Here is a 22103-nt window from a genome sequence, read left to right on the forward strand (position 1 = left end):
AGGTCATGCTCATGCAGATCAAGACGATTGGCGGCGCCGCGTGCGACGCCGAGCGCGAGATGGAAGCGGTGCTTGCAAGGATCGAACCGTGGTCGGGTCGCGCGTTGCGCTATGCGCCCGTGTTGGGCGGCATCAGCAACACGAACTGGCGCGTGTGGGTCGACGGCGAAGCGCAAAGCTATTTCGTCAAGGTGCCGGGCCGGGGCACGGAGCAGTTCATCGACCGCAAGGCTGCGTTTGCCGCAAGCCGGCTCGCGGAGCAGATCGGCATTGGTCCGCGTCTTTACGACTATGCTTTCGAGCAGGGCGTGGAGATCAACGATTTCGTCGAAGGCCGCGCGACCTGCTCGAACCGCGACTTTCTGGAGCGCAACGTGCGCGCTTCGGTCATGCACGCGTATCGCACGCTGCACGGCGCGCCGCCATTGCCGCTCACGAAGACCATTTTCGATCTGATCGATGAACACGTCGCGCAAGTGCATGAAGTAGGCGGCACGCTGCCCGCCGACTTCGCGCTGATTCACGCGCGCTATCGCGAGGCGCGCGCGGCGCTGGAGGCATCGGGACTGGATATCGTGCCGTGCTTCAACGATCCCATGCCGGGCAATTTTCTGCGCGACGACGCGGGTACAATCTTGCTTATCGACTACGAATACGCATCGAATAACGACCGCTGTTATGACATCGGCGCGCTCTCCGGCGAGATGTTCTTCACGGTCGACGTGGAAGCGGAACTGGTCGAGACATACTTCGGCCGCGTGAGCAACGACGTCATGGCACGCGTCACCGTGCACAAGGCGCTCGCCGATATCAAGTGGGCCACTTGGTCCATGTTGCAGAACGAAATCTCCACGCTCGATTTCGACTACGCCAAATACGGCGCGTGGAAGTTCATGCGCGCGCGCTCGGTGATCGAGGCGCCGCATTGGCAAGACTGGTTGCGCAGCCTTTGAAGAAAGTCATCGAGCGTTACGACCGTCCAAAAGAAAGGGCGTGCTCTCGCACGCCCTTCAAGTCGCCACGCAGCGAATCAGACTTTTGACAACCCCCTGGGACTGCAGCGCTTTATGTGATTGACGATCGCCTGAATCAGCGGCAGTCTCTTGCACAATCAATCCGTGACCAGATTAACGACCGAAAGGTCGCGGACTTGAGAAAACTTGCGAACGCCGGTTCGAAATTCAACGCTCAAGTTTCACGCATGGCGTGACGATAGCGCCACGCCCTTGAGCAACATGTCCAGATCGTCTGCGTTGAACGGCTTCGAAAGCACGGCGACACCGAGCCGTCGCGCCTGTTCGAGATGCTCCGCATAACCCGTCATCAGCGTCACGGCCTGCTTGGGGCGTTGCCGCTTGATCCATTCGACGAGGCCGATGCCATCGCAAGTTCCGGGCATCTGGATGTCGGACAGAACGAGGTCGAATTCGAGGCCTTCTTCCAGCACCTTGAGCGCGGCATCGCCGGAAGGCTCGTGGCGCGCGCTCCAGCCGAGCACATCGAGAACGGCGACGAGCCCTGCCGCCACTTCTTCGTTGTCTTCGACGAGCAGGATGGTGGACTTCGCGCCGCCCGGTTCGATGGCACCCTCGCGCTCCGCCGGCGATGCTTCCGTGACGCCCGCCGTCCAGTGCGGAAGGTAGAAGAAGATTGTGGTGCCGCGCCCGACATCGGTTTCCACGCGTGCCTTGCCGCCCGCCTGTTCGGCCATGGCGAGCACTTGTGCAAGGCCGAGCCCGGTTCCCGCGCCAGCCTGCTTGGTCGTGAACAACGGCTCGAACGCGTGCTGCGCGACTTCTCGCGTCATGCCGGTGCCGCTGTCCTGGCAGGAGAATTCGACATACTCGCCGGCTTCGAGCTCGTAGCGCCCTTGGGATAACGCCACGTTCCTGCAGCGAACGACAAACGTGCCGCCTTGCGGCATCGCGTCCTTTGCATTGACCGCGATGTTGATGATCGCCGAAGTGATCTCCGACGGATCGACCTTGATCGGCCACGACGCCTCCGCCACTTCGATCTGCACGGCGACCTTGCTGCTTACAGCCGAGCGGATCAGCGCCTCGGTTTCGAGCAGCCACGCGCCGGGTAGCAGCGTCTGCATCTGCAACGGCTGTCGGCGCGCCACGCTCATGAGACGGCGCGCGAGCGCCCGTGCGCTCGTGGAGGCGCGCTCCACTGCATCGATTTCGTTCTTGACGCCGTTGTAGTTCTTGCGCCGGACGATCTCCATGTTGGCCGTCACGACCATCAGCAGATTGTTGAAGTCATGGGCGACGCTCGCGACGAGATTGCCGAGCGCGCCCATGCGCTGCATCTTGCGCGTGGCTGCTTCCGCCGAGCGGCGCCGCGACAGCTCGCGCCGCCAGTTCTGCCAGGAGGTTTCCTCCGCGCGAAGACGCCGCAGCGAAAACACGATCAGCACGCACAGACACATGCAAGGAATCAGCGCGACGGCCACGAGGGACATGTCGTCGCGCAGCCAGTTGCTGACCACATCGTCGATTGCGTAGCCGGCGGAAACGTAGACGGGGTACTGACCGGCGCGCCGGTACGCGAGCATCTTGCGGGTGCCGTCCAGCGGCGAATCGATCTTGATGATGCCCTGTTCCGCCCCTCGCGCGAACGCGGCCGCGAGAGGCTCGTGCTTCGGTGGCGGGTTCGCCAGGCGTGGCGCGGGCAGGCGAAGCAGAATGCCGCCATCGGCGCGATAGAGGCCGACCGTCAACGCAGGCGTCTCGGCGATGAGCCGCTGATAGAACTGCAGCAAGTAGGAGCGATGCAGGGAAACGACGATGGCGCCGAGAAAGCGCCCGTCGGGAGCGGTCCGGGCGGCGAGCGTGTTCACGATATCGGTGCCCTGAACGCGGCCGCGCTCGGGCAGCGAGACATAGAGCTGCGAGGAGGCCGCGCGCGTCGCCATGAAGTCGCCGCGGTCGCCGATAGAGACGTCGGGCGTCGGGGAGAAGCGGCTGCTGACGATCAACTGGCCGTTTTTATCGACGATGGAGAGCGCGACGACCTGCGGATGATTGGCGACGAGCGCTTCGAGTTTCCTGTGCAGGCTTGCCTGTTCGCGCAGAATTTGCCGCTCGTCAGCCGTTCCGACCACGTCCTGGACGCGCGAGATGAGGTCGCGGTTCGAGTCGAGCAGATTGGTGAGTTTCCCTTCCGCGACCCACGCCAGCCGATTGAGTATCTCCGACTGCTCCGCGACCGCACGTTCGTAGGTGTAGTAGGCGTAAAGCGCCGACAGACTCAGCGGCACGACCACCGAGGCGGTCAGCGCGAGGACGAGCCGCCGGCGGGCAGCCCTGAAATTGAGCGGAGGAAACGAAACCCGGTCCGACGGGTCGGAATGTTGAGTCGCGAACTCAGTCATTAAACACCCCGGTCACGCTAAGGGGAGTCATCCGACGCCGGCACATGTTTGCGCGAAACATCGATTCAAATTCCTTGGCGGTGGCGCGCCCGCGACCTCCTCCCCGTATCACGCCTGGTTCCTAGCTGCGGATGTTCGCTCCGCTAAGCTTGCTCGCATTTTGCCGAAGGGGGCTTTGTCGGGCGAACGGGGAAGGTCTGGACGTCGTAAGACGTACCTACTATTTCATAATACTCATACGGTTGATGGTAGCACGGCTTGTTGCCGACTTAATTGCCTGTGGTTTTTTGATTGCTAGGCGGCAGCGGAATGGCCGTGGCGCATGGCTCGGGCTCCGGTAAACTCCGCGTTCATCGTTTGGCCGGCACGGGCTCAAAAGTTGCGCAATCTGGCCGTAAACCTTGATGCGAGCCGCGCGGACAGCGAGCAGAAGTCCGCTAAACCGGCTCTTTAGCAACGAATAAGAAAGCGAGTCGTCGAGCGTCGCGTGGCGGGGTTCGGCAGGAGAGAATCGTTGGGACCGTGGTTCAAGAGGAGCGTCCGAGCAGAAAGCCCGGCATCGTGGGTCGACAGACACTCGGTGCTGGTTGCGCTCGGCGCGACACTGGCGAGCGTTATCGTGCTGATCGCGACCGTCGCGGTGCTGATTTCGAGCCGCGAGGAAGCCATCGCGAAGGCGCGCCGCACGTCGGCGAACGTCGCGGTGGCGCTCGCGCGCGACATGTCGAGAAACCTCGAAATCTACGATCTCTCGCTGCAGGCCGTCGTCGACGGCATGGCGGACCCGACCATATTGAAGCTGCCGCCTGAACTGCGCCGGCAGATTCTCTTCGACCGTTCGACCACCGCCGCTTATATCAGCGGCATCTATGCGCTCGACGAACACGGCCGGATCGTGCAGGGCCGGGCGCGGCTTCTTCCGACCGTCGATCTCTCCGACCGGGATTACTTCACGGTGCATCGCGCCAATCCGAATGTCGGGCTCTTCATCTCGAAGCCGTACGCGTCGCGTCTGCGAAACGGCGCGCCATCGATTGCCCTCAGCCGGCGGATTTCCAAAGCCGATGGCAGCTTCGGCGGTGTCGCGCTCATCTCCATCAACCTCGATTACTTCCAGCAACTGGTGGATGACATCAGGCTCGGCCACGAAAGCGCGGCGACGATCGTACAGAGCGATGGCGACATCGTCGCGCGCAATCCGAAGCTGCGTCCAGGCAGCGTCAGCAGCATTCGCGGCTGGCCGATCTTCTCGAAGATGTTCGGCGTCGAGAGCGGCTCGTTCGACGCGCGCTCGCCCGTCGACAACGTCGACCGCATCATGACGTTTGCGCGCGTGCGCGGCAGCAATCTCGTGATGATGGTGGCGCTCGGAAAGGACGACGTAACCTCGGAGTGGCAGCAGCACTCGCTCATCATCGGCACGCTGGTGGTGGCCGTGGCGGGCGCGTTCACCATCGTGGTCTGGCTGCTGGTCTTCGCGGTGCGCCAGCGCGACGCGGCGCAGGCGAAGCTCGTCGAGATCGCGGACACGGACGGTCTGACCGGCGTCGCCAACCGCCGCAAGCTCGATGCGGCGCTCGACGAACTCTGGACCTCGGCGGCGCGCGAAGGTTATCCGGTCGCGCTGCTTTTCGTCGATGCCGATCGCTTCAAGGCTTACAACGACACGCACGGCCACGAAGCCGGCGACCGGGCGTTGCAGTTCATCGCCGAATGTCTCGTGAAGCATGCGAGAGGACCGCACGATCTGGTCGCGCGCTACGGCGGCGAGGAGTTTGTCGTGGCGCTCGCCGACTGCACCCGCAGCCGCGCGGAGGCGGAGGCGGAGGCCATGCGTATCGACGTGGCCAATTCGAACGGCGCGCGACTTCGCCAGCAATTTCCTCCGACGACCGTGAGCATCGGCGTGGTGGTGGCTCGACCCGATAGCGGCTCGACTATCGACGACGCCATGCGCCGCGCCGACGAAGCCTTGTATGTGTCGAAGAGCGGCGGACGCAATCGCGTGACGCTCGCGGCTGTATCCGAGAAGCGGCGCGGCGAACCGGTCGGCACCGCGCCTTGATGCCTGACGCCTGATGCTTCAAATCAATTCGCGCGAGGCCGCATGCTCGACTCGCGCGAGATGAAACGCGCGCCGCAACTCGAAGCCGAGACGTTCATATAGACCGATAGCCGCGAGATTGTCGCTGAACACGTGCAAGAACGGTGTCTCCGCGCGCGCCTCGATCTCTCGTTGCAGGATCTGCATGAGCCGCCCGGCAAGGCCTCTGCCGCGATGCGTTTCATCGACACATACGGCGCTGATCTCGACGTAACCATCTAGATGCAGGCGTTCACCGGCCATTGCAATGAGCCGCCCGTTGTCTCGCACGCCGATGTAATTGCCCGTCTCGCGGGTCCGCACGGAGAACGGCCCGGGCCGCGTTCTTCCGGCAAGATCCAGCATGTCGTCGTTATCTGCCTGGGTGAGTCGGATCACATCCAGCTTTTCGACGCTTGTGGCTTTGGGCGCTTTGCGAATGTTCGCGACCATCTGATGAAGGATGCCGACACGCGTTATCTGCAAGGCATCGTATGACGGCAAGGGCTCCGTGGAGAGCAAGGCTACTTGCTGCCCAGGCTGCAGAAGGCGGTGAAGGGCGTCATACGCATCCGGCGTTGCGGTTGCCAGCGCGGCGAACGGCGCGACGTCGGGATGATATCGACGAACGAGCGTGTCGCCGAGCGCGAGGTGTGCGTGTCGGGTCGTCAGCGCCTCCCAGATAGGGCGGTCGAGGTCGGCAGGTTTCGAATGGCTCATGGGCGCTCCAATGGCGTGTGATTGCTGTGCAGTCTAGACGGCCCGGGCGCACGGGGCTATAGTCGCAAATGACATTATTAGCACTATTTGCGACATGAGACTGGCAATCCTCGCGCTCGACGGCCTGTTCGACACCGGACTGACCGTGTTTCTCGATACCTTTTCGATGGCCAACGAAGTGGCCGCCGCGCAAGGGTTCGAGGCCGCGCCGTTCGAGGTGAGGCTCATCGGCATGCGCAGACGTATTCGCACCGCGCATGGCTTGTCGACTTCGGTCGAATTGGCGAGCAGCGCGCCGTCGCCAGACTGGATCGTCGTGCCCGCGCTGAACGTGAGGCAGCCGGAGCGGCTTGCCGAGGCGCTCGAACGTCGCGACACGCGCGAGGCGATCGCTTATCTGCAAGCGCGGCACGCTGCGGGCGCGGGCGTAGCGGCGGCGTGCATCGGCACGTTCATATTGGCCGAAGCCGGTTTGCTCGATCATCGCGAGGCCACGACCACATGGTCGCTTGCACCGTTTTTCCGACAGCGCTATCCGGCCGTCATGCTCGACGATTCGCGCATGGTCGTCGCATCGCAAGGCGTCGTCACGGCGGGCTCCGCAATGGGTCATCTCGATCTCGCGTTATGGTTGCTGCGTCAGGCGAGTCCCGAACTGGCGACGCGTGTCGCTCGCATGATGCTCATCGACAAGCGCGCGTCGCAGGCGCAATACATCATCCCCGATCATCTCGCGCATGCCGACCCTTTGGTCGCGCGTTTCGAGCGATGGGCGCGCGACAATCTCGCGGCGGGCTTTTCGCTTCAGGCGGCGGCGAGTGCCTTGTCGGTCGGGCCGCGCACGTTGCAGCGCCGTACCGAGTCGGTGCTCGGCAAGTCGCCGCTGGCGTTCTTTCAGGATTTGCGCATAGAACGCGCGCAGCACCTCGTCGCTATCGGCTACGACATCGAGAAGATTGCAAGCGAAGTCGGCTATGCCGATACGGCGACCTTGCGCACCTTGCTGCGCCGCAGGCTCGGACGTGGCGTGCGCGAGTTGCGCGCCGGGCGATAACGCGAGGCATCGGGCGACCACGAACATAAAACCGGGAGACGGCATTGACACAGGGACACTCGAACTGGTTCGTGCGCGCGCGGCTCAAGACGCGCCAGCTCTTGTTGCTCGCCGCGATGGAGGAAGAGGGCAACGTGCGCCGTGCCGCCGATGTCCTCGGCATGACGCAGCCAGCGGCATCGCGGCTTCTGAAGGAACTCGAAGATGTGCTGGACGTGCGTCTCTTCGATCGCACGCCGCACGGCATGCAGGCGACGCTCTACGGCGAAGTGATGATCCGTCATGCGCGCATGGTGCTGTCGAATCTCAACAAGGCGCAAGACGAGATTGCCGCCTTGCGCGCTGGTCTGGTGGGCGAAGTGCGCGTCGGCGTGATCGCGGCGGCGGCGGCCAGAATGGTTCCGCTCGCCATCGGACGCGTGAAGGCGCAGTATCCGCAACTGCAAATCTGGCTGCAGGTGGAGACTTCCGATGTCATGCTGCCGCTTCTCACGCAGGGGCAACTCGATGTGATGATCGGCCGCGTGCTCCAGCAGCACGTGCAACTGAAGCCCGCCGTGCAATACGCGCCCATCGCCGATGAACCGCTGTGCGTGGTGGTGCGCCCCGGGCATCCGCTCGAACAGATTGCGGGGCTCACCATGAGCGGTATCGCCGACGCCGAATGGGTGCTGCATCCGCCGGGGAGTGTCTTGCGGCATCGTATCGACATGGCGTTCGCGGAGCTTGGGCTGAACCCGCCGCGGAATGTGGTCAACACCAACAACTTTCTGGCGATATCGAGCCTTCTGTTGCAGAGCGACATGCTCGCCGTCATGCCTGATGAAGTGGCGCGGCAATACGAGCGCTTCGGCACGCTCAAGCGTCTTGCAATCGACCTGCCTTGCCGCATGGATGCATTCGGCATCATCACGCGGCAAGCGCATGCGCTTTCGCCCGCGGCGACCGTGGTGCTGCATGCGCTTCACGACGCCGCCGCCGAAGTATACGGCGTATCCGCCGATGCCCTGAGCGCCTGACCGGGTAAGCCCGAATCGCGTTTTCCACTATATCAACATTGGTATCGGGATCGCTGAATAAGTGATTGGACCATCATGGGAGTGAGGGCTAACCTTGCCCGGGGCTCAGCCTGAGCCTTCGACCCCGGACTTCGAGCCGCGGCGCACATGATCCAATCAGGAGACAGCCATGAAACAGACCCGACGCGCGGTGCTCGGCGCAATGCTTGGTTCGGTGCTGGTACTCGCCGCGAGTGTGAATGCACACGCCGACGACAAGAAGATCACGCTCGGCTTCGCACAGGTCGGCGCGGAGAGCGCCTGGCGCACGGCCAATACGGTCTCGGTCAAGTCCGCCGCGAAAGACGCGGGCATCAACCTCAAATTCTCCGACGCCCAGCAGAAGCAGGAAAATCAGATCAAGGCCATACGCTCCTACATTGCGCAGAAGGTCGATGTGATCGCGTTCTCGCCGGTCGTCGAGTCGGGCTGGGAGCCGATTCTCATCGAAGCGAAAAACGCCAAGATTCCCGTGATCCTGACCGACCGCAACATCGACGTGAAAGACAAGTCGCTCTATGTGACGATGATCGGCTCGGACTTCCTCGAAGAGGGCCGGCGCGGCGGCAAGTGGCTGGAAGAACGCTACAAGAACGAGAAGGGGCCGATCAACATCGTCGAGTTGCAGGGCACGGTGGGATCGGCGCCGGCGAACGACCGGCGAGCGGGTCTGCTCGAAGTCATCAAGAACGATCCCAAGTTCAAGGTGATCGCCTCGCAAAGCGGCGACTTCACGCTCGCTGGCGGCAAGCAGGTCATGGAAGCCTTCGCGAAGACCTACGGCAAGCAGATCAACGTGGTCTACGCGCATAACGACGACATGGCGCTCGGCGCCATTCAGGCAATGGAGGAGGCGGGCATGAAACCGGGCAAGGACATCACGGTCGTCTCGTTCGATGCAACCAAGGGCGGTTTCGACGCCATGGTCGCGGGCAAGATCAACGTGGACGTGGAATGCAGTCCGCTGCTCGGCCCGCAGTTGATGACCGCGGTGAAGGATGTGGTCGCGGGCAAGGAACTGCCCAAGCGTATCGTGACCGAAGAGACCATTTTCCCGATGAGCGTTGCCGCTGCCACGCTGCCGCAGCGCAAATACTGAAGCTCGGGCGCCATCGCACGTCCATCGCGCCATCATGTGAGCGCGATGGACGACTCATTCCCTTTCCGGCGATATCCATGACCGACACACCCGTGCTCGAAACCATCGGTTTGTCCAAGTCGTTCCCCGGCGTGCGCGCACTGCACAACGTCGATTTTCGTTTGTTTCCGGGCGAGATTCATACGTTGATGGGGCAGAACGGCGCCGGCAAATCGACGCTCATCAATGTGCTGACGGGCGTCCACGAGCACGATGCAGGCGAGATCCGGCTCGGTGGCAGTCCCGTGAATTTCGCCGCGCCCATGGAAGCGGAAGCCGCCGGAATTCGCACGCTCTATCAGGAAGTGAACCTGTGTCCGAATCTCTCGGTGGCGGAGAACGTTTTCGCGGGCAGACAGTTGAAGCGGCATGGCGCGATCGACTGGAAGAGCATTCACATGCGGGCGCAAAAGGCGCTCGCGGACCTCAACGTTTCGGTGGACGTCACGAAATCGCTCGATACGTATCCCATCGCCGTGCAGCAGATGGTGGCGATTGCGCGTGCCTTGTCGGTCGATGCGCGCGTCCTGATCCTCGATGAACCGACCTCCAGTCTCGACGACGGCGAAGTCACGCGCCTCTTCGACGTGTTGCGCAAGCTCCGCCATTCAGGTCTCGCGATTCTCTTCGTGACGCACTTTCTGGAACAGACCTATGCGGTATCGGATCGCATCACGGTCATGCGCAATGGCGAGCGCGAAGGCGAATATCTCGCGAAAGATCTTCCGGTCGAACTGCTCGTGTCGAAGATGGTGGGCCACGAACGCATGACCGAGCGCCTGAAGCGCGCGGCTTCCGAGCCGCCCACGCAACGAGGCGCGGCTGCGCCGTTTCTCGAAATGCGCGGCGTGGGCCGTCGCGGCTTGATGAATCCCGTGGATCTCGACGTGCAGCCGGGTCAGATACTCGGGCTCGCGGGCTTGCTCGGTTCGGGGCGCACGGAAACCGCGCGGCTTCTCTTCGGCGCGGAGCGTTCCGATGCAGGCGCGACGAAGGTGTCCGGCAAGCCGGTCAAGCTGCATTCGCCGCGCGATGCGGTGCGTCAGGGCATCGGCTATTGCCCGGAGGATCGTAAGAAGGAAGGCATTGTCGCGGACCTGTCGATTCGCGAGAACATCATCCTGGCGCTTCAGGCGCGGCTCGGGCTTTGGCGCTGCATTCGGAAGGCGAAGCAACGCGAGATCGCCGAAGACTATATCGAGCAGCTAGGCATCAAGGCGCGCGATGCCGAGCAGCCTATCGGTCTGCTCTCTGGCGGCAATCAGCAAAAGGTGCTGCTCGCGCGCTGGCTTGCAACGGAGCCGCGCATGCTGATTCTCGATGAACCGACGCGCGGCATAGACGTGGCCGCGAAGTTCGAGATCATGGACCGCGTGCTCGCGCTCTGCGCGAAAGGGCTCGGCATTCTCTTCATCTCGTCCGAAGTGAGCGAGGTCGTGCGCGTGAGTCACCGGATTGCGGTGTTGCGCGACCGGCGCAAGGTCGCCGAGGTCGCGGGACATACGACCTCGGAAGACGAGGTGTATCGGCTGATCGCGGGAGGATCGCAATGAACCGTATCAAAGGTGTCTTGCAGCATCCGCTCGTGTGGCCATGCGTGACGCTCGTCGCGCTGTGTCTGCTCGATCTGGCGCATAACCCGCGGTTCCTGTCGATTGCCATGCTCGATGGCCACCTGTTCGGCGCGCCCGTCGATATCCTGAATCGCGCGGCGCCGCTCGTGCTCGTCGCGCTCGGCATGACGCTCGTGATAGCGACGCGCGGCATCGATATCTCGGTGGGCGCGATCGTCGCGATTGCCGGCGCGACGGCCGCCACGATCCTCGCCGACGATCCTTCCCGCGTGACGCTTGCCATCGCGGCGGCGCTCGCGGTCGGCGTTCTCGCGGGCATGTGGAACGGCTTGCTGGTGGCGTTCATCGGCATGCAGCCGATCATCGCGACGCTCATCCTGATGGTTGCGGGACGCGGCGTCGCGCAGTTGCTGACGGGCGGCCAGATCATCCCGATCGGCGCGCAGGCTTATTTGATGGTCGGCGGCGGCTATCTGGCGGGCGTCCCGTGTTCCGTGTGGATCGCGGCGGGCGCGCTCATCCTCACGGCGCTTCTCGTCGATCGCACCGCGCTCGGGCTTTTCATTCGGGCTATCGGCGTGAATCCGGTTGCAACCCGGCTCGTCGGCTTGCGCTCGAACGTGATCGTGTTCGGCGTGTATGCATTCTCCGGATTGACGGCGTCCATGGCGGGCATTCTCGCCAGTTCGAACGTGCGCAGCGCCGACGGCAACAACGCCGGTCTCCTGCTCGAACTCGACGCGATTCTCGCCGTCACGCTCGGCGGCACTTCGCTGCTCGGCGGGCGCTTCAGTCTTGCAGGCACGGTGCTCGGCGCGCTCATCATCCAGACGCTCACCTACACGACTTATTCCATCGGCGTGCCGCCCGAAGCGACGCTCGTGGTGAAGGCAGCGGTGGTGCTCGTCGTCAGCGTGATTCAGTCGTCCACCGCGCGCGCCGTGCTGATGCGGCAGTTGCGACGCGTCTTTCCGTCCGCTTCGAAACAGCCGCTCGCGGAGGCATCCCGATGAAAAGTTTCTTCGACCGTCTGACGGACCCGCGCATCTTGCCTATCGTCGTCACCGTCGTTCTGTTCGCGGCTCTGTTCGGCTTCGGCTCGGTGATGTACACCGGCTTCTTCTCGCTGCAAGTGCTGCTCGGCTTGCTGATCGACAACGCGTTCTTGCTAATCGTCGCCATTGGCATGACGTTCGTGATCGTGTCGGGCGGCATCGACTTGTCGGTCGGCTCGGTCGTCGCTTTGACGACGATCCTGTGCGCCGTGTTCGCCGAACGTCTGCACTGGCCGGTGTGGATCATCGTGCCGCTCGTGCTGGCCTTCGGCGCCTGCTATGGCGCGGCGATGGGCGCGCTCATCCACTTCTTCAGGCTGCAACCGTTCATCGTCACGCTGGCCGGGATGTTCCTCGCGCGCGGCGCCTGCTTTCTCATCACGACGCAATCCATCACCATCACCGATTCCACGTTCCGCGCGCTGTCCGCCTTTCATGTGGATGTCGGCGGCGCGTCGCTCACGACGGGCGCGCTGATCGCCCTCGTCACGCTGATCGTGGCGATCTTCGTCGCCCACTTCACGCGCTTCGGACGCAACGTGTATGCGGTCGGCGGCAATGAACGCTCGGCGCTGCTGATGGGCTTGCCCGTCGCGCGCACCAAGGTCGGCGTCTATGCGCTCTCGGGTTTCTGCTCGGCGCTCGGCGGCGTGGTGTTCACGCTATACGTGCTCTCGGGCTACGGACTGCAAGGGCAGGGCATGGAACTCGACGCCATCGCCGCGACGGTGATCGGCGGAACCTTGCTCACGGGCGGCGTGGGCTATGTGATCGGTTCGGTGTTCGGCGTCGGCATTCTCGGCACCATCCAGACCTTGATTACCTTCGACGGCACGCTCAGTTCATGGTGGACGCGCATCGTGATCGGCGCGCTTCTGTGCGCGTTCTGTCTGCTGCAGCGAGTCATCGAACGTCACGCCGCGCGCCGTAAATCGAATGGGACGAAGCTCGGCGAAGGCATCGGATCGAAAGAGCCGCGCACGCCTTTGCCGCCCGATGCCGCGAGCAAAGCCGAACCGCTCGCGATGGTCCCCAGAACCTGAAGCACGCACATAAGCAGCACATAAGCACGCACACCCTGCCACCCTCGTCGAGAATCCGTCATGCCCAATGAAAAACGCCTGCTCCGTTCCGCTCAATGGTTCGGAACCCAGGACAAGAACGGCTTCATGTATCGAAGCTGGATGAAGAATCAGGGCATTCCGGACCACGAGTTTCAGGGCAAGCCGATTATCGGCATCTGCAATACGTGGTCGGAACTCACGCCTTGCAACGCGCATTTCAGGAAGATCGCGGAGCACGTGAAGCGCGGCGTCTTCGAGGCGGGCGGCTTTCCGGTGGAGTTTCCGGTGTTTTCCAACGGCGAATCGAATCTGCGGCCTACAGCCATGTTGACGCGCAATCTCGCCAGCATGGACGTGGAGGAATCCATTCGCGGCAATCCCGTCGATGCCGTCGTGCTGCTGGTCGGCTGCGACAAGACCACGCCCGCCTTGCTGATGGGCGCGGCGAGTTGCGATGTGCCCGCGATCGCGGTCAGCGGCGGCCCGATGCTCAACGGCAAGCATCAGGGTCGCGATATCGGTTCGGGCACCGTCGTGTGGCAACTGAGCGAGCAGGTGAAGGCGGGCAAGATCACGCTGCATGAATTCATGTCGGCGGAAGCAGGCATGTCGCGTTCGGCTGGAACCTGCAACACCATGGGGACGGCATCGACCATGGCGTGCATGGCCGAAGCGCTCGGCGTGACCTTGCCGCACAACGCGGCGATTCCCGCGGTGGATGCCAGGCGCTACGTGCTCGCGCACATGTCGGGCATGCGGATCGTGGAGATGGCGCTCGACGACTTGCGGCTCTCGAAACTCCTCACGCGGCAGGCGTTCGAAAACGCGATTCGCGTCAACGCGGCGATTGGCGGATCGACGAATGCGACCATCCATCTGAAGGCGATTGCCGGCCGTATCGGCGTGGACCTGGAACTCGACGACTGGACGCGCATCGGCCGCGGCACGCCGACGCTCGTCGACTTGCAACCGTCCGGACGCTTGCTGATGGAAGAGTTTTACTACGCGGGCGGTTTGCCCGGCGTGATCCGGCGTCTGGGCGAAGCGGGCTTGCTGCCGTATCCCGACGCGCTGACGGCCAACGGCCGCTCACTCTGGGACAACACGAAAGACGCGCCCATCCACGACGCCGAGGTGATTCGTCCACTCGACCGCCCGCTCGTGGAAGACGGCGCGCTGTGCATTTTGCGAGGCAATCTCGCGCCGAACGGCGCGGTGCTCAAGCCGTCCGCCGCGACGCCGGCGTTGCTCAAGCATCGCGGCCGGGCGGTCGTGTTCGAGAACTTCGACGATTACAAGGCGAGGATCGGCGATCCCGAATTGAACGTCACCGCCGATTCGATCCTGGTCATGAAGAACTGCGGCCCGAAGGGTTATCCGGGCATGGCCGAAGTCGGCAACATGGGCTTGCCGCCGAAGCTGTTGGCGCAGGGCGTGACCGACATGGTGCGCATCTCCGACGCCCGCATGAGCGGCACGGCTTACGGCACGGTGGTGCTGCATGTAGCGCCCGAAGCGCGCGCCGGTGGTCCGCTCGCGGTGGTGGAAGAAGGCGACTGGATCGAGATGGACTGCTTCGCGGGGCGCCTGCATTTGGACATCAGCGACGAAGAGCTGAGGACGCGTCTCGCGCGCTGGGCGGAAGAGCCGCGCAAAGCGGGCGAGAACACGAGCGGCTACGGCAAGCTGTATATCGATCACGTTTTGCAAGCCGATCAGGGCTGCGACTTCGACTTTCTCGTGGGATGCCGTGGCGCCGATGTTCCGCGCCATTCCCATTGACGCCCGCGCGTTCTGCCTGTCAGCCGCGCGCTCCGAAGGCGCGCTGGATTTTCTTCTCGGTGTTGTACTGGCTGAGCGCATAGACCGACCAGATCGCGGCGGGAATCCAGCCAATCAACGTGATCTGAAGAAGCAGGCAGATGATGCCGGCAATCGGTCGGCCGATCGTGAAGAACTGCAGCCACGGAAGGATGAGTGCGAGCAAGAGACGCATATGCGGTCCTCGGATGTGATGGTCTGGTGACTTTACCATCCGCGTTGCACCTGCTCGCGCGATCCCATAACATGAGGCCGGGACCTACTTTGCTGAACTCGCCAAACGCCCGGCCGACATTCGATGACCGAAGCCACCGACCTCGCGCACCTTGTTGACGCGTTGCGCCAGCATCGCCTGCTCGATGCCGACGAAGAACCGCGCTTCACGCGCCTGACGGGTGGCGTGTCTTCGGATATCTGGCGCGTCGATGCGCGCCGCGCTACGTTCTGCATCAAGCGCGCGCTCGGCAAGCTCAAGGTCGCGGCGGACTGGCATGCGCCCGTCAGCCGCAATGCCGCCGAAGCCGCGTGGCTGCGCTGTGTCGCGACCTGGCTGCCGCACGCGGTGCCTGCGCTTCTGTTCGAAGACGCGCCGCTCGGCTGCTTCGCGATGGCGTATCTTCCTGCGGAACATAACCCCGTCTGGAAGGCGAAGCTGCTGAAAGGCGAGATCGACGACATCTTCGCCGCGCAAGTCGGTTTCCTTCTTGCGCAGATTCATGAGAGAAGCGCGGGTTCGGCTGCGCTCGCGGTGCAGTTCGCGAATCACGATACCTTCGAGTCCATCCGCATCGAGCCTTATCTGCGGGCGACAGCCGCGCGTCATCCCGACCTGGCGAACACACTCGGCGATCTGGCGGATTCGGTTTCGGCTGCGCGCATCGCGCTGGTTCATGGCGACGTGAGCCCGAAGAACATCCTGTGCGGTGCCGACGGCCCCGTCTTTCTCGATGCCGAATGCGCAACCTTCGGCGATCCGGCCTTCGACCTCGCGTTCTGCCTGAATCACCTCGTCCTGAAGAGCTTTCTCAATCCGCATTGGCGTGAACGCTATGCCGGAAGCTTCGACGCACTGAGCGGTCGATATCTGGCGGCCGTCGATTGGGAACCAGCGGAACGGATGGATCTGCGTTGCGCGCGGCTCTTGCCGGCGTTGTTGCTCGCGCGGGTCGATGGCAAATCGCCCGTCGAGTATCTGCAAGATCCAGCCGCCATACAGGCGGTGCGCGAACTTGCGCGCGGCCTTCTCATCGAACCGGTCGATTCCCTTGCGCAATGGCGAAAGCGCTGGAACGAGGCGGCATCCATCGATAAACCCGCGGGAGTCTGAACATGAGCAGCGCGATTACATCCGTCCACGGCCGCCGCATTTGGGATTCGCGCGGACGTCCGACCGTGGAAGTGGAAGTGACGCTGGCAAGCGGCGCCAAAGGACGCGGCATGGCCCCGGCGGGCGCTTCTCGCGGGCGTTTCGAGGCGGTGGATCGGCGCGACGGGGCGGCCGCGCTGGGCGGCTTCGGCGTGAGCGATGCGTTACGCGGTATCGACGATGAAATCGCGGCGGCGCTGATCGGCATGGATGCGCTCGGGCAGACGCAAATCGATGCGCGTCTGATCGAACTCGATGGCACCGAGGACAAATCGCGGCTTGGCGGCAATGCGTTGATCGCGACGTCGCTTGCGGTTCTGCATGCCGCGGCGGCAGACCGTCGGCAGCCGCTGTGGGCTTATGTCGCCAACGGCCGAACCGTCAGCATTCCGATCCCGGAAATCCAGATCTTCGGCGGCGGCGCGCACGCTGGCCGGCGTATCGATATTCAGGACCTGATGGTCATGGCGCCATCCGCGAAAAGTTTCGACGAAGCGCTGGAGATGACAGCCGAGGTCTATCTGGCTGCGGGCAGGATCATGGCGAAGCGTGGTCATCTTGCCGGTGTCGCCGACGAAGGCGGGCACTGGCCCGTGTTCGAGAGCAACGAAGCGGCGCTGGATACGCTCGTCGCGGCTATCGAAGAAGCGGGGTTCGTTCCGGGCGAGCAAGTCGCCATTTCGCTCGATATCGCCGCATCCGAATTCGGCTCGGGCGGGCGTTACAAGCTCGGCCTGGAGCGCCGCGAGCTCGACAGCGACGCCATGTGCGAACTGATGCTCCGATGGTGCGACCGTTACCCGATCGTGTCGATGGAAGACCCGTTGAGCGAGGACGATGCGGCCGGCTTGCGCCGATTCACGGCAGCGGTGGGAGAACGCGTGCAGGTGATCGGCGACGATTACCTCGTGACGAACGCGGCGCGCATCGCAAAGGCCGCCGAGCAACGCGATGTCAACGCTGTCCTCATCAAGTTGAATCAGGCGGGTACGGTGACGGAGACGTATGCGGCGCTCGAAGCGGGAAAGAACGCGGGGTTTGGCACGATCGTATCGGCGCGCTCGGGTGAGACGGAGGATACGACCATTGTGCATCTTGCCGTTGGCTGGAATGCGGGCCAGCTCAAAGTCGGCTCGTTCTCGCGCTCGGAACGCATGGCCAAGTGGAACGAGGCGATTCGCGTGGAAGAAGCGCTTGGCGACGCGGCACAGTTTGCGGGTATGTCGATGCTCGGTCGCAGGCGATAGGAGCGCGTCCGTTAAGAGGCCGAAGCGACCGTCCCGGTGCTTTTTTACAATATCCAGACGAATAATCAGCTTATATTCCACGAAAAATACATAACGTGTGGAATTTAACCAGTGGCTGCTTCGTTCATTCCTCAAGCGATCGCGAGCGTTGGCGTGTGCGCGAGTATGTTGCGCTCGATGGTCTGGCAAATTGCTTGCTCATGTTGTCGGCCTTAAGGCGTGACTCACGCCTTTGTTCAACATGGTCTGGAACTTGCCGCGATGAAAGCATGATCCATCGGTGTGCGTAATTGCGCATCGACGCGCAAAGATAAAGGCACCGATGAACGAAGCGCCAGCGGCAAAGCAACAATGCGTGGCATTTTGGACTATGCTGGCCTGAGCACTATCGAACGATGGGCAGGTGTGGACAACAAGGCATGGCAAGCGTGCACACCATTTGATTCGTCCCCCTTACTAGCGTACCCGCATCATGAAAAATGATGCGGAAGCGGAGAGGCGCATGAAAATCGCGTTTGTTGTCGACAGCTATCCTGTTGCATCGGAAACCTTCGTGGTCCGTCAGATCGCGGGATTCGCGGAACGAGGACATCACGTGGTCGTCCTTGCGGCGCGCTATGACGAAGGCGCCGACGATCCGCTCAAAGGCCAGATCGAATTACGCATATTTCGTCGCAAACAGGGCACGGCGGCACGCATTGCGCATCTGGCGCGCTTCGGACTGAGCTCACTGTCAACGCCGGAAGGACGCAAACGCATTGGCGTGGCCTGGCGCGCGGCGACATCCGGTTGCCGCTCGACGCTGTTCGACCTCTCGGGCGGCGGAGCGATGTCGCACGAAAGTTTCGATGCGGTAATCGCACATTTCGGTCCCCTCGGCGTGCGCGCCATGTATCTGCGCGATGCGGGCTATTTCGAAGGCCCTATCTCCACCGTCTTTCATGGCTTCGACATGAGCGATGAAGCGCTCGTCAAGCGTTATCTGCCGCACTACAAGCAGCTCTTCGGACGGGGGTCGCTGTCGCTCCCGGTCAGCGAATTCTGGCGGATGCGCCTGATCGACTGGGGCGCGCCTGCATCGCGGACGCTCGTGCATCACGTGGGAGTGGATGTCGAGCAACTGCCGCTTGCCACCGACAAGCAGAAGCCCGGACGCCCGCTCAAAGTGCTGAGCGTGGGAAGATTCGTCGAGAAAAAAGGCCTTGAATATGCGATTGCCGGCGTTCGCGATTGCAGCCTGCCCGTGGAATACAACGTGATCGGCTACGGCCCACTTGAGGCCGACTTGCGCGCGATGGCCGCGAATAACCGCAATCCGGTCAACTTTCTCGGCGCGCGCGCACAGGACGAAGTGTTCGCGGAACTAAAGCGCACCGACGTGTTTCTGCTGCCGTCCGTGACGGCCGCCACCGGCGACATGGAAGGCATTCCGGTGTCGATCATGGAAGCGATGGCTACCGGCGCGATCGTCGTCGCAACGCGTCATAGCGGCATTCCCGAGCTCGTGGTGGATGGCGAGACCGGCGTGCTCGTCGACGAGCGTTCGGGGCCGAGCATTTCCGCCGCGCTCGAAAAAATCGCCAAAGGACAGATCGACACCGACAAGATGCGCGCGACCGCGCGGCACACTATCGAAGCGAACTTCAACAACCGCACGTTGCACGCGGAACTGGAGGCCATTCTGGTCGAGGCGCGCGCGGGCGAAGCGCGCGAGATCGCAACGTGATGCGGTCTCGCGCGGCATCAGGAATCCGCATGCGAGCGGACGAAATTCACGAAGCTCAGATACGTCGGCAAGATCGGCACGCTGTTGTGCATGATGCCGAAGGTGTGGTCGCCGCTGTCGAGCACGTAATACATGGTGGATTGAATGTTGTGCGTCTTGCGGGCGTCGTAGAACGATTGCAATCGGGACTGCACGAACGCGCTCCGGTAGTCGTCGCTTTGTTCGGGATTGGCATTCCACTCGGTAATCATGAAGGGAACGCCGTAACGCGCCTTGCAGTATTGCGGCAGGTCGAAGTGCGGGCCCGCGCCATCCGAACCGATATCGAACAAATCGCCATAGACCTCGTAGTTATGCCATGTCGTCATGTCCCAGCGGACTACGGGATGACCGCTCGTGCCGTCCGGCTGATTGCCTTCCCATAACGCGTCCGATGCACCGATATCCGCCACGCAGAAGTTGATGCCGCACATGGCGTCGGGCTGCGCGGCCTTCACGCCGTCGATCAATCCACGCATGACGCCGCGCATGACCGGCCAATTATCGTTGTTGAAGTCGGCGACATCCGTTCCGGCGCGATTCGAGTCGATTACGGTCTGAGCTCGGCGCGTGAGTTCGTTGCCGCATTCGTACATCGTCACGCCGTACGGCTTCAGCGTGCTCGCGACCGTCACGCCTGTGCTGTAGGCCTTGGCGTATGCCGCGGCCTCGCTCCCGAACAGGTTACCCCAGTCATCCGTCAAACCTTGTTGAATCAGACAGAACAGTTCGATGCCCGTTCCGTTCATGGCCCTCGCCATCCTTGCGACAGGTCTGAGTTCAGCCGACGTCTCATTGCACCCGAGCCGATAGATACTGCAACCCATGCCATTCAAAATGGCGATGGTTTGCGCGGGCGTGTAGAGATAATCGTAATGACCGTTCATGCCGAAGAACATGCCGGATTGCGCTGCGAGCGGTGTGCGCGGGTCGCGGCAAAGTAGCCAGTCATTCGACCACACATAGAATTGCCCGCTCGTGTTTCTCTGATAGATCTTGCCGCCCGACCAGAGAAGCATCAAAACGTTGGCAATGGATATTGCCGTGTCGTTCTGAAATACGACGCCGTTATTCACCGTCCAGACGGAGCCGCGTTTGTCCACGATCGCGGTTGCGTCAGGAATGGTCGTGCCATCCGGCGATGGGCCTTGCGACTCCGCTCTTGCAGTGGGATTCAGTTGTCTGGACCGCCCGGAAGCGCTCGATGTCGAGTTCGGTACGTCGCTTTCGCTTCCGCCTCCGCAGGCGGCCAATGTATAGGTTCCGGACAACGCGCCCAGGCTAGCTAAAAATCTACGTCGATCAATCATCGAATATGCTAATCCGCCTTCTCGCGGAAAACTCCAATTACTCTGCGATAAAATCGCCATTCTTTAAACATAGTAGGAATGCGAACTAATAAATCGAAGGCGAAAGGATGCCTGCGCTGCCTTGACCAGAGGCGCGGTCGAGAGCCCTCGAGACCTGCGTTAAGCGATGACTGCGTTGACGCCAGGGACTACGCGGAACACTTCGAGTCTGAACGAATTCGGCCGGGATTTGCAGGTCGCTTCTCGAACTACAGAGTTGCGCAAACGCTTTTCCTTAACGGCGCTTTGTGAGGCGGCAATATGAAAAAACGTAGATGCGTCGTAAAGACAATGCAGAGAGCGTGATCGAAATCTTGAACCATCGATAACGCACGAACGCTTCGGGTAGCGAAGGCTTGCGAAATGCAACCCAACCGCGGACGCGGCGTTGTTCAAGAGGAAGAGCTTTAGGGAAACGATGTGACGTGACGCGAACCGATGGCTCAGTGTGTTCACGTCACGCCTGAGTGACCAATGCGGGCGGTGTCAGCGTTTCGACAACCGTACACACGCCGATTCACCCGATCGTCCGCGTCGACATTTTCGGCGTAGATAAGAGAGGCGCTGCCTGCAACATTTGCCCCCACTGATAATCCACGCTGTCCGGGAAGAGGGGATATAGTCCACCGCCCGGCGTGAAGGTCATTTCGCCGAAGAAGATCTTGCAGTCGGGTGCATAAAGATCCACGCGCACATAGTCGAAGGATGCCGACAACGCTCTCGCCTTGGCGAGGATCGCGTCGAGGTTGGCCGGGCGCTCGCAAGGCGTCGCACTACGCGGATAGTGTCCGATCCTGATGTCGAGGTGGTTCCACGATTCATCGAAGAAATCTCCGCGCGGATGGCCCGTATAGCGATCGGAGATCAGCAGGACAAACAGCTTGGAAGGTCCCTCTTCGGGATTAAAGCAGTGGATCTTGAAGTCGGCGGGAATGTTGCCTTGTTCATCGAGAAGCAGGGCTTCGAAAAGCAGCCGTGGTTGAATCGCGCGGTAATGCCGCTCGCGCCCGGTTCTCGAAAAGTCGGTTGCAAGCCACCGGTCGGCAAGCGTCCTCAGTTCCTGATAACTCGTTTCCGCTTTGTCGCGGACGATCTTGACGAAGCCGCTGCCGTGATTGGCCTTCATGACGAAGGAGTCGGGCAACGCCTCGAAATCCTCTTCGGTGAAGAGCTCGGACGCCTTGAGCAGCGGAATCAGATGTTCTTCGCCGATCACGCGCCTGACGAAGTCACGCACGATGAGCTTGTCGGCCAGATCGGTAAAGCGCGCGTCCGGGTTCAGACTGCGCCGGAGCATTTTCTCGTTGAAGGTTTCGGGATTTGCAAGACTTGGGAATCGCCCGATCTTCCTGCGATGCTGCAGACGGAGGAAGAGTTCGTCGGGCATCCAATTTTTGAAGGCGTTCGCGATCATCGTGAATTAGATATTC

Annotated in this window: 17 protein-coding genes; 12 read left to right on the forward strand and 5 right to left on the reverse strand. The window is 62.2% G+C overall.

All coding sequences use genetic code 11. The features are described 5' to 3' along the window. The first annotated feature begins 5 nt into the window (after nucleotides 1-5). Nucleotides 6-953, forward strand: a complete 948-nt coding sequence (locus tag P9292_RS07175) for a phosphotransferase (protein WP_309958432.1) — start codon at nucleotides 6-8, stop codon at nucleotides 951-953. Between the two features lie 242 nt (nucleotides 954-1195). Here the strand turns inward: P9292_RS07175 and P9292_RS07180 are convergent, their stop codons facing one another. Further along, nucleotides 1196-3379 carry an ATP-binding protein gene (locus tag P9292_RS07180; protein ID WP_309958433.1) on the reverse strand — a complete coding sequence of 728 codons (2184 nt, stop codon included), beginning with the start codon at nucleotides 3377-3379 and terminating at the stop codon, nucleotides 1196-1198. A 514-nt stretch (nucleotides 3380-3893) separates the two neighbouring features. Between P9292_RS07180 and P9292_RS07185 the strand changes: the two genes are divergently transcribed. Then, nucleotides 3894-5444, forward strand: coding sequence for a sensor domain-containing diguanylate cyclase (locus tag P9292_RS07185; protein ID WP_309958434.1), 1551 nt, complete (start codon nucleotides 3894-3896; stop codon nucleotides 5442-5444). An 18-nt stretch (nucleotides 5445-5462) separates the two neighbouring features. On the opposite strand, the gene P9292_RS07190 is transcribed toward P9292_RS07185, so the two are convergent. Next, complete coding sequence (locus P9292_RS07190; protein WP_309958435.1) at nucleotides 5463-6182, reverse strand: GNAT family N-acetyltransferase; 720 nt, start codon at nucleotides 6180-6182, stop codon at nucleotides 5463-5465. 94 nt (nucleotides 6183-6276) lie between these two features. On the opposite strand from P9292_RS07190, the gene P9292_RS07195 reads away from it, so the two are divergent. From P9292_RS07195 to P9292_RS07225, 7 genes are all read left to right on the forward strand, one after another. Beyond that, nucleotides 6277-7236, forward strand: a complete 960-nt coding sequence (locus tag P9292_RS07195; RefSeq protein WP_309958436.1) for a helix-turn-helix domain-containing protein — start codon at nucleotides 6277-6279, stop codon at nucleotides 7234-7236. A gap of 44 nt (nucleotides 7237-7280) precedes the next feature. Then, nucleotides 7281-8255, forward strand: coding sequence for a LysR family transcriptional regulator (locus tag P9292_RS07200; protein ID WP_309958437.1), 975 nt, complete (start codon nucleotides 7281-7283; stop codon nucleotides 8253-8255). Between the two features lie 202 nt (nucleotides 8256-8457). Next, nucleotides 8458-9393, forward strand: coding sequence for an ABC transporter substrate-binding protein (locus P9292_RS07205; protein WP_370652268.1), 936 nt, complete (start codon nucleotides 8458-8460; stop codon nucleotides 9391-9393). Nucleotides 9394-9470: 77 nt separating this feature from the next. After that, nucleotides 9471-10985, forward strand: a complete 1515-nt coding sequence (locus P9292_RS07210; protein WP_250494289.1) for a sugar ABC transporter ATP-binding protein — start codon at nucleotides 9471-9473, stop codon at nucleotides 10983-10985. Then, entirely contained in the window at nucleotides 10982-12019 is a 1038-nt protein-coding gene (locus P9292_RS07215; protein ID WP_250494290.1) for an ABC transporter permease, read from the forward strand. The genes P9292_RS07210 and P9292_RS07215 overlap by 4 nt, the downstream gene beginning before the upstream one ends. After that, nucleotides 12016-13104, forward strand: a complete 1089-nt coding sequence (gene yjfF, locus P9292_RS07220; protein WP_309847998.1) for a galactofuranose ABC transporter, permease protein YjfF — start codon at nucleotides 12016-12018, stop codon at nucleotides 13102-13104. The genes P9292_RS07215 and yjfF overlap by 4 nt, the downstream gene beginning before the upstream one ends. Before the next feature lie 60 nt (nucleotides 13105-13164). After that, nucleotides 13165-14907: an IlvD/Edd family dehydratase gene (locus P9292_RS07225; protein WP_309958438.1), complete on the forward strand. Its 1743-nt coding sequence runs from the start codon at nucleotides 13165-13167 to the stop codon at nucleotides 14905-14907. Between the two features lie 19 nt (nucleotides 14908-14926). Here the strand turns inward: P9292_RS07225 and P9292_RS07230 are convergent, their stop codons facing one another. Beyond that, nucleotides 14927-15121 (reverse strand): YqaE/Pmp3 family membrane protein, encoded by a 195-nt coding sequence (locus P9292_RS07230; RefSeq protein ID WP_244830248.1) that lies wholly within the window; start codon nucleotides 15119-15121, stop codon nucleotides 14927-14929. A 123-nt stretch (nucleotides 15122-15244) separates the two neighbouring features. On the opposite strand from P9292_RS07230, the gene P9292_RS07235 reads away from it, so the two are divergent. The 3 genes from P9292_RS07235 (at nucleotide 15245) to P9292_RS07245 (ending at nucleotide 19285) form a co-directional block, all read left to right on the forward strand. Further along, entirely contained in the window at nucleotides 15245-16273 is a 1029-nt protein-coding gene (locus tag P9292_RS07235; RefSeq protein WP_309847992.1) for an aminoglycoside phosphotransferase family protein, read from the forward strand. 2 nt (nucleotides 16274-16275) lie between these two features. Beyond that, the gene (gene eno / locus P9292_RS07240) at nucleotides 16276-17559 is read left to right on the forward strand and encodes a phosphopyruvate hydratase (RefSeq protein WP_309847990.1); all 1284 of its coding nucleotides are present in this window, start codon (nucleotides 16276-16278) and stop codon (nucleotides 17557-17559) included. A gap of 502 nt (nucleotides 17560-18061) precedes the next feature. Continuing rightward, nucleotides 18062-19285, forward strand: coding sequence for a glycosyltransferase (locus P9292_RS07245; RefSeq protein WP_309958439.1), 1224 nt, complete (start codon nucleotides 18062-18064; stop codon nucleotides 19283-19285). Nucleotides 19286-19302: 17 nt separating this feature from the next. Here P9292_RS07245 and P9292_RS07250 read toward each other — a convergent pair whose 3' ends face one another. Beyond that, complete coding sequence (locus P9292_RS07250; RefSeq protein WP_250511135.1) at nucleotides 19303-20634, reverse strand: hypothetical protein; 1332 nt, start codon at nucleotides 20632-20634, stop codon at nucleotides 19303-19305. A 556-nt stretch (nucleotides 20635-21190) separates the two neighbouring features. Further along, on the reverse strand, nucleotides 21191-22060 hold the full coding sequence (locus tag P9292_RS07255) for an ATP-grasp fold amidoligase family protein (RefSeq protein WP_244830253.1): 870 nt from the start codon (nucleotides 22058-22060) through the stop codon (nucleotides 21191-21193). Between the last annotated feature and the right edge of the window lie 43 nt (nucleotides 22061-22103).

It is taken from the genome of Caballeronia sp. LZ001 (genome assembly GCF_031450875.1).
Classification (GTDB): Bacteria; Pseudomonadota; Gammaproteobacteria; order Burkholderiales; family Burkholderiaceae; genus Caballeronia.